The following is a 13,415-nucleotide window of genomic DNA, read 5'->3' as shown; positions in this document are numbered from 1 at the left end:
CCGTATCAGGAGATTTCACTGAGTGAAAACCCAGTCTCATGAAAGAAGATGTTCCGCTCACACCACTTTAATTGAAGGTGCACGGATGTTGTTCGATGAAGGGAAAAAGGGCGGAGCTCCAGGCCTAGTGGATCGACTTATCCGTAATAGGAGCGTTCACTAAGAGAAAGTTCAGCCTCATGAAAGAGGATGTTCCGCTCACACCGCTTTAATTGAAGGATTCGCTGGCATGGGAGCGCCTTTATGTGCAATTCAAATGTTTTTTAGTGAATTCTTCCTATCCAGCAGGCACTTCTGGTATCCTTACTAATAGACAAACGGAGAAGTAATAAGATAGAATTGTACAAAGGTTTAAATAGTTTTTGGTCCGTTTTAGACTTTGGAGGTGTAGTTTTTCATGGCAAACAAGACGCAGATGCAAGTCCCGCTTCTGCCGCTTCGTGGGCTGCTTGTGTACCCATCTATGGTATTGCACTTAGATGTCGGACGCGATAAGTCTGTTCAAGCATTGGAAAAGGCAATGGTGGACGAGCACATTATCTTCCTCGTAACTCAGAAGGAAGTTGGGGTTAACGAGCCAAGCAAAGAGGACATTTACGAAGTAGGTACGCTTGCGAAAGTAAAACAAATGCTGAAGCTGCCGAACGGTACAATCCGTGTACTAGTAGAAGGATTAGACCGGGCGCGCGTCATCGAATATACAAATGAAGACGATCTATATGAAGTACAAGTTGAAAAAATCGAAGAAGAAAGAGAAGACGATGTCGAAGAAGAAGCACTCACTCGCACATTGTTGGACCAGTTCGAGCAATACATAAAGCTATCGAAGAAGATCTCAGCTGAAACCTTCGCTTCAGTCGCAGATATTGATGATGCAGGCAGAATGGCAGATTTAATTGCATCACATCTATCATTGAAAATAAAAGAAAAGCAAGAGATTCTCGAGATTTTCAACGTGCAGGAACGTCTCAAAAGCTTAATCTCGATTATTAATAATGAAAAAGAAGTTTTAAACCTTGAGAAGAAAATTAGCAAACGTGTGAAGCGTTCAATGGAACGTACACAAAAAGAATACTACCTTCGCGAACAAATGAAGGCCATTCAAAAAGAGCTTGGTGACAAAGACGGCAAAACAGGTGAAGTTGCCGAGCTGAAGAAGAAAATTGAAGAGAAACAAATGCCTGAAAAGGTAGAAGAAGCGGCATTCAAAGAATTAGACCGTTACGAGAAAGTCCCAGCAAGCTCCGCGGAAAGCTCTGTTATTCGCAATTATATTGATTGGTTATTAGTCCTTCCGTGGAATGAAGAAACAACAGACAACTTAAACATTAAGAACGCCGAAAATGTACTTGACGAAGACCATTACGGCCTTGAGAAAGTAAAAGAACGTGTTCTTGAATATTTAGCTGTTCAGCAGCTGACGAATTCACTGAAAGGTCCGATTCTATGTCTTGCAGGGCCTCCAGGTGTCGGGAAAACATCGCTGGCCCGTTCAATTGCACGCTCATTGAACCGTAATTTCGTCCGCATTTCATTAGGTGGCGTTCGTGATGAAGCAGAAATCCGCGGTCATCGCCGCACCTATGTCGGGGCGATGCCAGGTCGTATCATCCAAGGCATGAAGAAAGCGGGCACGAATAACCCTGTCTTCCTGATGGATGAAATTGATAAGATGTCAAGCGACTTCCGTGGTGATCCGTCTTCTGCAATGCTTGAAGTGTTAGACCCAGAGCAGAACTCGACGTTTAGTGATCATTACATTGATGAAACATTTGATCTATCAAGCGTCATGTTCATCGCAACAGCCAACAATATCGGTACAATTCCAGCGCCACTGCTTGACCGGATGGAAATCATCACAATCGCAGGCTATACGGAAATTGAAAAAATGCATATCGCCCGCGATCACTTACTGCCGAAGCAAGTGAAAGATCACGGTCTTGAAAAAGGAAAAATCCAAATCCGTGATGATGCGTTATTGAAGCTGATTCGCCGCTATACACGCGAAGCAGGCGTCCGCAGTCTAGAGCGACAAATTGCTAAGCTGTGCCGCAAAGCAGCGAAAATTATCGTTTCCGAAGAGCGCAAACGTGTTGTCTTCACCGAAAACAACTTAGAAGATTACTTAGGCAAGCCGACATTCCGTTATGGCCGCGCTGAAATCGAAGACCAAGTTGGTGCCGCAACTGGCCTGGCATATACCTCAGCAGGCGGTGATACGCTTTCGATTGAAGTATCGTTATATCCTGGTAAAGGTAAGCTGACGCTGACTGGTAAGCTTGGTGATGTTATGAAGGAATCGGCACAAGCAGCCTTCAGTTATATTCGCTCACGTGCGGATGAGCTTGAAATCGATCCAGATTTCGTTGAGAAAAATGACATCCACATCCACGTTCCAGAAGGTGCCGTTCCGAAAGATGGTCCATCAGCAGGGATTACGATTGCAACAGCGCTTATTTCAGCGCTCACGAAGCGACCTGTTCGCAAGGAAGTCGGCATGACAGGTGAAATCACCTTAAGAGGTCGAGTTCTGCCAATCGGCGGCTTAAAAGAAAAATCATTAAGTGCACACCGAGCAGGCTTACGTGATATCATTATTCCGAAAGAGAACGAGAAGGACTTAGAAGATGTTCCAGAAAGTGTGCGTAAAGATTTAAATTACATTCTTGTTTCACATCTAGATGACGTATTGAAACATGCATTAGCAGGTGAAAAGTAATGAAAGTAACAAAGTCTGAATTTATTAAGAGTGCGGTCTATCCAGAGCATTATCCTGAAGAGGATTATCCGGAAGTCGCACTAGCGGGCCGCTCTAATGTCGGCAAGTCGTCGCTTATCAATAAGCTGACGAACCGCAAAAACTTAGCCCGTATTTCCTCCAAGCCAGGTAAGACGCAAACATTAAACTATTTTTTAATTAACGAGATGCTCTATTTCGTTGATGTCCCTGGCTACGGATTCGCGAAGGTTTCCAAGAAGGAACGCGAAACATGGGGCAAGATGATGGAGATTTATTTTACATCGTCAGAGCGTTTGCGGGTCGTCGTTCAAATCGTTGACCTGCGACATCCGCCATCCAACGATGACATCGTCATGTACGACTTTCTCAAGCATTACGAGATTCCAGTTATCGTTGCTGCTACAAAAGCGGATAAAGTGAAGAAAAGTCAAATCCAGAAGCACTTGAAAATCGTCAAACAAACTTTAGAAATGGAACCAGATGACGACCTTATCCTCTTCTCCTCTCAAACAGGACAAGGGAAAGATGAAGTGTGGAAGGCCATTCAATCAAGGTTATAAGCAAAAAAAGCCGGCAGAGCGCCGGCTTTTTGCATGAGGAGGAGAGAAAAACTGATGAGGAAATTCCTCATTGCAGTATACTGTTTTCCGTTTGTCTATTTTGCGATGTATCAAGACTTCGCAAATCGTTCAATGATTGGGTACCTAATTATGATTATCACAACATCGCTTCTCGCTCTCAATGGCAGAACAACAGTCATACTCGCTGGGAATGTGGCATCTGCCTTGATTTCTTCTTTTTTCATTAGCAGGATGACTGGAGATCCACGTTGGGGCGGTTATTTTAAGCCGTTGTCTCCGAACCAATTATTGATCGTGGTTACCTTGTTAAATCTTATCCCGCAGTTCATTGCAATGAAACTCGCAAAGAAGAGGAAGCCGCCTACTTCTTCATAAACAATAAATAAAATCCAATCGCAATCAGTGCGGCAGGCCAGAGGGTCATGAACCATTTGCCAAGGACGCCTGTTTGGTTGACTACTTGCGTCGTTTCAGTGTCAAAGATGCCAATCACCGAGATTAAGAGAAAGAGGATGCCTGGAAGGATGCCGCGTTTCATCTTTTGGTGCTGCAGTAAGAACGCGATGCCGAGGAGCAGGGTGTACACGCCCCAATGCACAGGCCATGCCTCAAACATGTTCTGTCCGTGAAAGTGAACGCCAATACCAGTGAACATCACACCGGAAAAAATACTCGCAGGGTCCTTTCCTATGTATGCTTGAAGTAGAAAAGCAAAGCCGATAATTAACAAAAATGTCGGCCAAGAGAAAAATTGCTGCCCATTTTGAAACGTATCCATTCGATAAAGAAAAAAATACAAACCTGTACCAATTAAGATCGTGCCTGGCAGGATTCCATATTTTTTCATTCGATTGCCTCACTCCTTCACCCGAAAGGTACTTGATTCGTACGTTTTTAGTTTGGTATGATTAAAGGTAGGTATATGACAAACGTCGCATTTCTCCTGCATAATTTATTGGAAAACATTTATTTTGTGGTGGGGGAAGGTTGTCATATTCTGTTCACACTTTTTAACAAGTAAGCGAACAGGGTATGTTATTATTATGTATAGTTGAATTTTCGGATTGGCGATTTTTTTGTGGGGGTGTATGAAAGATGCACATTCTTGTTGTTGGCTTAAATTATAAAACGGCCCCTGTTGAAATACGCGAAAAGCTTACTTTTAACGAGGCAAGCTTATCAGAAGCGCACCAAACGCTTCGTCAGCAGAAAAGCATTCTTGAGAATGTTATTATCTCGACTTGTAACCGTACAGAGCTTTATGTCGTGGCTGATCAGCTTCATACAGGGCGTTACTATACAAAAGCATTTTTAGCAGAATGGTTCGGACTCGAAATTGAGGAGTTTTCTCCTTATTTAAAAATATATGAAAATGAGCATGCAGTGGAGCATTTGTTCCGTGTTGCGTGTGGCTTAGACTCAATGGTGCTTGGGGAAACCCAAATCCTTGGGCAAGTTCGTGATGCGTTTCTTCTTGCGCAAGCAGAACAAACGACAGGCACGCTGTTTAACCAGCTTTTCAAGCAAGCTGTTACACTTGCAAAGCGCGGCCATTCAGAAACAGAGATCGGTGAAAATGCAGTTTCGGTCAGCTATGCAGCAGTTGAGCTGGCAAAGAAGATTTTTGGAAGTCTAGAAGATAAGCATGTTGTCATCGTCGGCGCAGGTAAGATGGGTGAACTAGCAGCGAAAAACTTGCACGGAAGCGGTGCTGCGAAAATTACTGTCATCAACCGTACGATCGAGAAAGCAACGGAATTAGCGATGCGTTTCTCCGGACAAGCTTACTCATTTGATAATCTTGAAAAGGCTTTACTAGAAGGCGATATTCTCATCAGCTCCACAGGCAAAAAGGGGTATGTCATTACGAAGGATATGATGAAAAATATTGACAAAAAACGCAAAGGCCGTCCACTGTTCATGATGGACATTGCCGTACCGCGTGATTTAGATCCTGCCCTTGATGACCTTGAAGGTGTCTTCTTATATGATATTGATGATCTTGAAGGCATTGTTGAAGCAAACTTAGCTGAGCGCAAGCAGGCTGCTGAGCAAATCGGCTTGATGATTGAAGCGGACATCATCGCCTTCCAACAATGGATGGATACACTTGGCGTTGTGCCGATTATTTCATCACTGCGCAAGCGTGCACTTTCCGTTCAAGCAGAAACGATGGAAAGCATCGAACGCAAGATGCCGAACTTAACAGACCGTGAGAAAAAGGTGCTTAACAAGCATACGAAGAGCATCATTAATCAATTGCTGCGCGAGCCGATTACACGCGTCAAAGAGCTTGCAGCAGAGCCTGAAGCTGAAGAATCATTAAAGCTATTTATGAAAATCTTTGATTTAGAAGAACAAGTCCAGCAAGAGATTGAGTTACAGAAAGCTCAAAACAAAGTAGTCGTACCAATTGAAAAGGAAAAGAGATGGACGTTAGCGCACCAGACATCGAAACAATCCTAAAATTAGAGCTTGTAGCAATAGAGAAGCTTAGGCAGGCTGAATGGACACGGAGACCGGCAGTCTGACAATCCTAAGAGAGGATTAGGTATATGTTTACGTTTGGCTGGATTTACGATATTACAATTATCCTGTATGCCTTAAGTGTGCTTGGATATTTCATTGATTTCTTGCAAAACAACCGGAAGGCAAATAAGTACGCCTTCTGGTTGCTTTCTATTGTTTGGGGTTTGCAAACAACATTTCTAGCTTCCCGTATGATCGAAATGTGGCGCTTTCCGATTTTGAACATGGCGGAGGGGCTTTACTTTTATACATGGGTGCTTGTCACATTTTCACTCGTCATTAACCGCATTTTTCGAGTGGATTTTTTTGTTTTCTTTACAAATGTACTCGGTTTCATTATTATGGCATTGCATTTGTTTGCACCAGTGGAATATAAATCAGATATTTTGTCAGAACAATTAGTGTCTGAGTTGTTAGTGATTCACATTACGATTGCATTGTTGTCTTACGGTGCATTCTCTCTTTCGTTCATTTTCTCGGCGATGTATCAGCTGCAATATACGTTAATTAAGAAGAAGAAATGGGGCACAAGGTTAAGACGGCTCGGTAACCTTTCAACGCTGGAGAAGATGTCGTTTAGCTTAAGCATGATCGGTGTGCCGCTGTTGCTTGTCTCATTAATCTTAGGAATCGTATGGGCATACATCAGCCTCGACCCATTTCATTGGTATGACGCAAAGGTGCTTGGCTCATTCTTAGTCCTGCTTGCTTACAGCACCTATCTTTACTTGCGAGTAGGAAAAGGATTTCAAGGAAAAGTGCTTGCTTATTGGAATATCGGCGCTTTCCTCGTACTGCTGTCGAATTTCTTCCTATTTGGCACACTTTCAAATTTTCATTTTTGGGTATAAATCATAGACATAAGACGGAGGGTTTCTCATGCGAAAAATTGTCATCGGTTCAAGAAAAAGTAATTTAGCTCTTACACAAACAGACTGGTTCATTAACAAAATGAAAGAAGCAGGCCTGCCATTTGAATTTGAAGTAAAGAAAATCGTGACAAAAGGTGACCAAATCTTAAACGTCACACTTTCCAAAGTAGGCGGAAAAGGCTTATTCGTAAAAGAAATCGAACAGGCAATGGAAAACAAAGAAATCGACATGGCTGTTCACAGCATGAAAGATATGCCTTCAAAGCTGCCTGAAGGATTTGTTATCGGTTGTATTCCTGAGCGTGAGGACCACCGTGATGCGTTCATTTCCAAGGATCATGTGAAATTAGCTGATCTTCCAGCAGGTTCAGTAGTCGGAACAAGTAGTCTGCGCCGTGGTGCGCAAATTTTAGCAGCACGCCCTGACCTTGAAATCAAATGGATTCGCGGAAACATTGACACACGTTTATCAAAGCTTGAAACAGAAGAATTTGATGCAATTATTTTAGCAGCTGCAGGGTTAGCACGTATGGGCTGGTCTGATAATGTTGTAACAGAATTCCTTGATGCGGATATTAGTGTTCCTGCTGTCGGTCAAGGTGCGCTTGCGATTGAGTGCCGTGAAGACGACAAGGAATTATTGGACGCCCTTGCGAAGCTGACGGATAAAACAGTCGAAGCAACCGTAACTGCTGAGCGTGCATTTCTTTACCAAATGGAAGGAAGCTGCCAAGTACCTGTTGCAGGCTACGCAATCTTTACGGATGAAAACGAAATTAAGCTAACAGCACTTGTGGCAACACCAGACGGAAAGACCGTACTGCGTGAAGACCTATATGGAACAGACCCTGTCCAGCTTGGTGAAGAAGCGGCAAGACGCTTGAAAGAGCGCGGTGCACAAGAAATTCTCGATCAAGTGAAAGAGGAGCTCGACCAGTAATGACGAACACCTTGACTGAGCTTCAAGGTGTCCGTTTGCTTGTGACGAGAGCTGCCCATCAAGTCGAGTCTTTCGCCAAGCAGATTGAGCAATATGGCGGCATTCCGGTCAATGTCCCGCTCATCACGATTGCACCTCCGCATGATGAAGCACCGATAGAAGCGGTCCTGACTGCGCTTAGTGATTATGATTGGCTTGTGTTAACGAGCTCAAACGGCGTCGATGCTTTCGTCCACTATGCAGAAAGGTATGCCGCTCCAACCTGGAAGAACAGTCTTCCGAAAGTGGCAGCAGTTGGCAAGAAAACATTGCGTGCCCTTGAAGCTCAGCACATTGCGGTGGATTTCGTCCCAACCGAATACACGGCTGATGTGCTGTTTGATGAACTAGCCCCTTCATTAGCGGCTGGAACAAATTTGTTGCTTGCACGCGGAAATCTTGCGAGAATGGACTTACCAGAGCAGTTAAAGGGAATAAATTGTAACGTGGATGATGTTGTCATCTACCGCACAGCCCGCAATGATGCAGCGAAAGCGCATCTGAAGGAAATTATTTTTCAGCATCAAGTTGATGTGATTACGTTTACAAGCCCTTCAACCGTCAGACACTTTGCTGAGCTCTTAGACGGAGAGGCATGGCACGATGCGATTGCCCGCCTGCCAGTTGCCTGCATCGGTCCAATTACTGCCCAAGAAGCGGAGAAGTACCATTACCCGAACATTCTGACTGCAGAGGAATACACGATTGAAGGGCTGCTACATACGATTGCAACGTTTTTTAACTCAGGGAGGTTTTAAAAGCATGAAAGACCTACAATTCAAGCGTCATCGTCGCCTTCGTTCATCGAAAACGATGCGTGCGATGGTACAAGAAACACATTTACATACAGAAGATTTAATTTATCCATTATTCGTGGCAGAAGGTGTGGGCATTCGTAAGGAAGTTCCGTCGATGCCAGGCGTCTTCCAATTGTCACTGGACCGTTTGAATGAGGAAATTGAAGAAGTTCAAAGCTTAGGCATCCCAGCGGTTGTCCTATTCGGCATTCCGCATGATAAAGATGATGTCGGCTCTGAAGCATATCATTCGCATGGTATTGTGCAAAAGGCGATTACACAAATTAAACAGCATTTCCCTGAGCTGCTTGTCATTGCAGATACATGCCTTTGTGAATTCACAGACCACGGCCATTGTGGTGTCATTTCAAATGGTGATGTTGAAAATGACCCGTCACTTGAACTGCTTGCAAAGACAGCTGTAAGCCAGGCGGAAGCGGGAGCAGATATTATTGCTCCTTCAAACATGATGGATGGCTTCGTAGCCGCGATTCGTAAAGGCTTAGATGAAGCAGGATATACACACATTCCAATTATGTCATATGCAGTGAAATATTCTTCTGCATTCTACGGCCCGTTCCGTGATGCAGCGGACAGCACGCCGCAATTTGGTGATCGTAAAACATATCAAATGAACCCAGCAAACCGCCTTGAAGCACTTCGTGAAGCACAATCTGACCTTGAAGAAGGTGCAGATTTCTTAATGGTCAAGCCGGCGCTTGCGTACTTAGATATCATCCGTGAAGTGAAAGACCGCTTCAACGCGCCGATGGTTGCCTATAATGTGAGCGGCGAATATGCGATGATTAAAGCAGCTGCCCAAAACGGCTGGCTTGATGAAAAAGCAGTTGTCCTTGAGAAGTTAACAGCGATGAAGCGTGCTGGCGCAGACTTGATTATTACGTATTTTGCAAAAGATGCAGCGAAATGGTTGAATGAAGGTAAGTAAAACATTGCGATAAGGGGAGTTCCACATGCGCAGTTTTGATAAATCAAAAGCACATTACAAATCAGCAACAAAGCTCATGCCAGGCGGTGTAAACAGCCCTGTGCGTGCATTCAAATCCGTAAACATGGACCCAATCTTCATGGACCACGGCAAAGGTTCAAAGATCTATGACGTTGACGGAAACGAGTATCTTGATTACGTTCTTTCATGGGGTCCGCTTATTTTAGGTCATGCCCATGATGAAGTTGTTGAGCAATTGAAGAAAGTTACGGAAAAAGGGACAAGCTTCGGTGCTTCAACTGAGATTGAGAACAAGCTTGCTGAGCTTGTCATTGAGCGTGTTCCATCAATCGAGGTTGTTCGAATGGTGAACTCTGGGACAGAAGCGACAATGAGCGCACTGCGTCTTGCTCGCGGCTACACAGGACGTAATATCATTATGAAATTCGAAGGCTGCTATCACGGTCATGGCGATTCTCTTCTTATTAAAGCAGGCTCAGGTGTTGCGACACTTGGTCTCCCAGACAGTCCTGGTGTCCCTGAATCAGTTGCGAAGAACACGATTACAGTGCCATACAATGATATTGAAAGCGTACGCTATGCATTCAAAGAATTTGGTGACGATCTTGCTGGTGTTATCGTTGAGCCTGTTGCTGGGAACATGGGCGTTGTTCCACCACAGCCAGGTTTCCTTGAAGAGCTTCGTGAACTAACAGAGAAAAACGGAACTGTATTAATTTTTGATGAAGTTATGACAGGCTTCCGTACAGGTTACAATTGTGCACAAGGTTATTTCGATGTCACACCTGACTTAACGTGTCTTGGTAAAGTAATCGGTGGCGGCCTTCCAGTCGGCGCATACGGCGGTAAAGAAGAAATTATGCGCCGCATTGCACCAGACGGACCGATCTATCAAGCAGGTACACTTTCAGGTAACCCGCTTGCAATGACTGCAGGCTATGAAACACTGTCACGCCTGACCCCTGTTAAATACGAAGAATTTGAACAGAAAGCGATGCGCTTAGAAGAAGGCTTAAGCGAAGCAGCTAAGAAGCACGGTATTCCACATTCGATTAACCGTGCAGGCTCGATGGTCGGCTTCTTCTTTACAGATAAAGATGTCGTCAATTTCGAAGCGGCTTCTTCATCAGACTTAGACATGTTTGCAGCATATTATCGTGAAATGATTGAAGAAGGCATCTTCCTGCCACCTTCCCAATTTGAAGGCATGTTCTTATCAACAGAACATACAGATGAAGATATCGAATACACAATCGCAGCCGCAGAACGCGTCTTTGCGAAAATTAAAAAATAAGTCACTTCAAGCCGTACGATCTCAAGCCGAAGATCGTGCGGCTTTTTCGTTCCACAAAAAATTTCTTCATAATACTCTTCCTTCGCACATACACCTTTAATGTCATAGCTATTTTTATGAAATTCCCTCAACAATGAGTTTACTGTGGATAATGAAATATGTGTGAGAGCTGAAAGGAGGATGTACATTGGCAGACGTTCGTTCTTCAAACCTGCGTTTTCATGTACAAGAATCAGTTGGATTTCATAGAGGTCAAGAGGTAGATGATTTAGTATCGATTGCGTTAGAGCCAGAAATTTCAATTAAGGAAAATGCGAAGTATGTTTCAATTGTCGGCAGCTTGCTTCTCTCAGCAGAATATCGTGGTGCTGAAGAAGTTGAAAATGACGCGTCCATTGATTCATTCCGCGATACGGCGATGGGCCGGACCGTCGATGAAGTGAACGAAACAGAAGATGGCATCTATGCGATGGAGCATCGTTTTCCAATTGATATCACAATTCCAATTGAACGGATTGCAGATTTAAATGATGTCTATGTATCGATTGAGTCATTTGATTATGAGCTTCCCCAGTCAAACCGCTTACAGCTGAGCGCTGATATTGAAATTAGCGGCATTTTAAACGAAGACCGTGAAGAAGAAGTCGAAACGGATGAAGAAGCTGAAACAGTGATGGAAGAGGAAGAGCTTGAGGAGGTCGAGCAAGAGGAGCAGGAAGAGGATTTAGAGGAAGTGCCATCGTTTGAAGTGGAAGTACGCAAAGAGCCTGAATTGGAAGAGGAAGAAGCTGACGACTGGGAAGAAGAAGAAAAGGAGCCAGAACGCGACGAACCGCAAATTGAAGTAAAAGCTCGTCCAGAAGAAACAGAGCTCTCCGTCTTCCGCGAAGCTGAAACGTACGATGACGTAGAAGAAATCGAAGAAATCGAAGAAGAAGCTGAGCCAATTGCACAAGAGCCAGCCTATGAGGAGCCAGTGATAGAGCGTGAAGAAGAACTGAATGAGCCGGTCTACGAAGAGCCTGCTGAAGAGCAAGAAGAAAAAGGCGTTGAAAATGTGAAAACACATACACGTGATGACAACGCCCTGTACTTAACAAAAATGCTGACAAACGAGCGGGAAGCTTTCACAAAGGTGAAGATGCGAATTATTCAAGAGGGTGAGTCACTCGATGAAATTGCTGATAACTATGAAGTACCTGTAACCCAAATTTTACGAGTTAATAAGCTAGAAAGCAGTAATGAAATCGAACAAGGCCAAATTCTTTATATCCCAACCGCCGCCGGCAGAATCGAATAACACATAGAAAACATGCTCGTATCGGCACAATTGTGGTTGATGCGAGCATTTTTCGCTTCTACTGTCTTTTTTGAAAGGTAGGGAGGCTGTTTCAAAGAGGAAGGTGTGGGGCTTTTATTGAAAGACAGGAGGTGTTTGGATGAAAGAGTTACAGTCGGTGCTTGGGCAGTATAAGCTGAAGCCGCATTATATTGAGGAGCAAGGGCGGCTCTATAAGCTGTATACATGGGACGGTGTCTATGCGCTCAAAAAACTTGGAAGCGACGCGATGCATGCAAATCATCTGTCGCAAATATCGCTACTGCTACAGCAAAGTAATATCCATCATGCTGTGCCAATTATTCCGACGCGGCATAAGCACTATTTCAGTTATGACGGCACATCCTATTATTATTTAATGCCGTGGGTTGAAACGAAGGAAGTAAGTGCACGCGAGCGGGTGGTGGACCTTTTCAAAGCAACAGCTAGTCTGCATCAACGCACAACACAGCAGCAAACAATTACACAAGAGGCACGTAAGCAGTTTTATGAATATAGTTTGAAAGAGTGGGATGAGCGGCGTCAGAAGCTGGAGAAGTATTTGGAATACTGTGAGAGACAAGTGTATATGTCGCCTTATGAGCTGAATTATTGCCTTCACTATACCGAGTTAATGAAGGTCGATGAGGTTGCCAAGCAAAAGCTCGAAGCGTGGTATGAGCAGACAGAAGAGAAGGAGAAAGAGCGCACATGCTTATGCCACGGAAACTTGCGACTCGAGCATCTCGTCTATCACCGTAATGAGAAGCCCTATTTACTTAACTTCGAACGCGCATATATCGGCCCGCCGATTTTAGATTTGAAGTTTTTGATTGAGCATCAATTTTATAAAATGCCATACGGCCGAAAATCAATCCTGACCGCAATGCAGACGTATCAGCGCTTATTTCCACTGTCAGAAGAAGAAAAGCTGCTGCTAAGCTGGGAACTGCTCTCGATGCGTGTGATCGAGCATGACATTCAGCTCGCCCAAGCTCACCGTGAACAAAAAAACGAGCTGAAGCAGGTTAAGCGACTTCAGCGGGCTGTTTGGTTAAAACAAAATATTTCTCATTTTGTGTTTGACACACTTGAAAAGAAACCTGCTTCAAATGAACCGCCTAAATCCACTTCATCATAAAGCAAACATAAAGAAAAATTAAAAAGCCGGACAGCAAAATATCAAATGTGGTCGGAATAAATAATGTTCTTAACAGCTGAAATGCCGCCAGCGGAAGCGTGATCTGTTCAATGACAATCACACATTGGCGAAGCCATGGCGGTAAGCGATGACGATAAAAACGACTCATTCATCTTCCTCCTTTTCTGTGTGCT

At 44.1% G+C, this 13,415-nt stretch carries 13 protein-coding genes; 11 read left to right on the top strand and 2 right to left on the bottom strand.

All coding sequences use genetic code 11. The features are described 5' to 3' along the window. Nucleotides 1-397: 397 nt before the first annotated feature. The 3 genes from lon to LC040_12545 are packed head-to-tail and all read left to right on the top strand — an operon-like array spanning nt 398 to nt 3,696. Complete coding sequence (gene lon, locus LC040_12555) at nt 398-2,719, top strand: endopeptidase La (GenBank protein ID WLR50110.1); 2,322 nt, start codon at nt 398-400, stop codon at nt 2,717-2,719. Next, nucleotides 2,719-3,300, top strand: a complete 582-nt coding sequence (gene yihA / locus LC040_12550) for a ribosome biogenesis GTP-binding protein YihA/YsxC (GenBank protein WLR50109.1) — start codon at nt 2,719-2,721, stop codon at nt 3,298-3,300. The genes lon and yihA overlap by 1 nt, the downstream gene beginning before the upstream one ends. Nucleotides 3,301-3,354: 54 nt before the next feature. Further along, a complete protein-coding gene (locus LC040_12545; GenBank protein ID WLR50108.1) occupies nt 3,355-3,696 on the top strand; it encodes a hypothetical protein in 342 nt (113 codons plus the stop codon). Here LC040_12545 and LC040_12540 read toward each other — a convergent pair. Further along, complete coding sequence (locus LC040_12540) at nt 3,683-4,168, bottom strand: DUF5668 domain-containing protein (GenBank protein ID WLR50107.1); 486 nt, start codon at nt 4,166-4,168, stop codon at nt 3,683-3,685. The genes LC040_12545 and LC040_12540 overlap by 14 nt on opposite strands. A 248-nt stretch (nt 4,169-4,416) precedes the next feature. On the opposite strand from LC040_12540, the gene hemA reads away from it, so the two are divergent. The 8 genes from hemA (at nt 4,417) to ysxE (ending at nt 13,221) form a co-directional block, all read left to right on the top strand. Beyond that, nucleotides 4,417-5,787, top strand: a complete 1,371-nt coding sequence (gene hemA, locus LC040_12535; protein ID WLR50106.1) for a glutamyl-tRNA reductase — start codon at nt 4,417-4,419, stop codon at nt 5,785-5,787. Between the two features lie 89 nt (nt 5,788-5,876). Then, entirely contained in the window at nt 5,877-6,701 is an 825-nt protein-coding gene (locus LC040_12530) for a cytochrome c biogenesis protein (protein WLR50105.1), read from the top strand. Nucleotides 6,702-6,729: 28 nt separating this feature from the next. Further along, nucleotides 6,730-7,662, top strand: a complete 933-nt coding sequence (gene hemC, locus LC040_12525; protein WLR50104.1) for a hydroxymethylbilane synthase — start codon at nt 6,730-6,732, stop codon at nt 7,660-7,662. Beyond that, nucleotides 7,662-8,459 (top strand): uroporphyrinogen-III synthase, encoded by a 798-nt coding sequence (locus LC040_12520; GenBank protein WLR50103.1) that lies wholly within the window; start codon nt 7,662-7,664, stop codon nt 8,457-8,459. The genes hemC and LC040_12520 overlap by 1 nt, the downstream gene beginning before the upstream one ends. 4 nt (nt 8,460-8,463) lie before the next feature. After that, nucleotides 8,464-9,447 (top strand): porphobilinogen synthase, encoded by a 984-nt coding sequence (hemB, locus tag LC040_12515; GenBank protein WLR50102.1) that lies wholly within the window; start codon nt 8,464-8,466, stop codon nt 9,445-9,447. A 25-nt stretch (nt 9,448-9,472) separates the two neighbouring features. Next, entirely contained in the window at nt 9,473-10,762 is a 1,290-nt protein-coding gene (hemL, locus tag LC040_12510) for a glutamate-1-semialdehyde 2,1-aminomutase (protein WLR50101.1), read from the top strand. Nucleotides 10,763-10,949: 187 nt separating this feature from the next. Then, nucleotides 10,950-12,062, top strand: coding sequence for a stage VI sporulation protein D (gene spoVID, locus LC040_12505; GenBank protein WLR50100.1), 1,113 nt, complete (start codon nt 10,950-10,952; stop codon nt 12,060-12,062). A 139-nt stretch (nt 12,063-12,201) separates the two neighbouring features. After that, nucleotides 12,202-13,221 (top strand): spore coat protein YsxE, encoded by a 1,020-nt coding sequence (ysxE, locus tag LC040_12500; protein WLR50099.1) that lies wholly within the window; start codon nt 12,202-12,204, stop codon nt 13,219-13,221. Here the strand turns inward: ysxE and LC040_12495 are convergent. After that, nucleotides 13,202-13,390: a hypothetical protein gene (locus LC040_12495; GenBank protein ID WLR50098.1), complete on the bottom strand. Its 189-nt coding sequence runs from the start codon at nt 13,388-13,390 to the stop codon at nt 13,202-13,204. The two genes, ysxE and LC040_12495, sit on opposite strands and share 20 nt — an antisense overlap. Between the last annotated feature and the right edge of the window lie 25 nt (nt 13,391-13,415).

Source organism: Bacillus tianshenii (assembly GCA_020524525.2).
Lineage (GTDB): Bacteria > Bacillota > Bacilli > Bacillales > Bacillaceae_N > Bacillus_AV.
This window is presented reverse-complemented; position numbering and strand designations above follow the sequence as displayed.

Excerpts from the sequence above, each read along its gene's own strand:
- lon (WLR50110.1), top strand. The coding sequence starts at position 398 with ATGGCAAACAAGACGCAGATGCAAGTCCCGCTTCTGCCGCTTCGTGGG.
- yihA (WLR50109.1), top strand. The coding sequence starts at position 2,719 with ATGAAAGTAACAAAGTCTGAATTTATTAAGAGTGCGGTCTATCCAGAG.
- LC040_12545 (WLR50108.1), top strand. The coding sequence starts at position 3,355 with ATGAGGAAATTCCTCATTGCAGTATACTGTTTTCCGTTTGTCTATTTT.
- LC040_12540 (WLR50107.1), bottom strand. The coding sequence starts at position 4,168 with ATGAAAAAATATGGAATCCTGCCAGGCACGATCTTAATTGGTACAGGT.
- hemA (WLR50106.1), top strand. The coding sequence starts at position 4,417 with ATGCACATTCTTGTTGTTGGCTTAAATTATAAAACGGCCCCTGTTGAA.
- LC040_12530 (WLR50105.1), top strand. The coding sequence starts at position 5,877 with ATGTTTACGTTTGGCTGGATTTACGATATTACAATTATCCTGTATGCC.
- hemC (WLR50104.1), top strand. The coding sequence starts at position 6,730 with ATGCGAAAAATTGTCATCGGTTCAAGAAAAAGTAATTTAGCTCTTACA.
- LC040_12520 (WLR50103.1), top strand. The coding sequence starts at position 7,662 with ATGACGAACACCTTGACTGAGCTTCAAGGTGTCCGTTTGCTTGTGACG.
- hemB (WLR50102.1), top strand. The coding sequence starts at position 8,464 with ATGAAAGACCTACAATTCAAGCGTCATCGTCGCCTTCGTTCATCGAAA.
- hemL (WLR50101.1), top strand. The coding sequence starts at position 9,473 with ATGCGCAGTTTTGATAAATCAAAAGCACATTACAAATCAGCAACAAAG.
- ysxE (WLR50099.1), top strand. The coding sequence starts at position 12,202 with ATGAAAGAGTTACAGTCGGTGCTTGGGCAGTATAAGCTGAAGCCGCAT.
- LC040_12495 (WLR50098.1), bottom strand. The coding sequence starts at position 13,390 with ATGAGTCGTTTTTATCGTCATCGCTTACCGCCATGGCTTCGCCAATGT.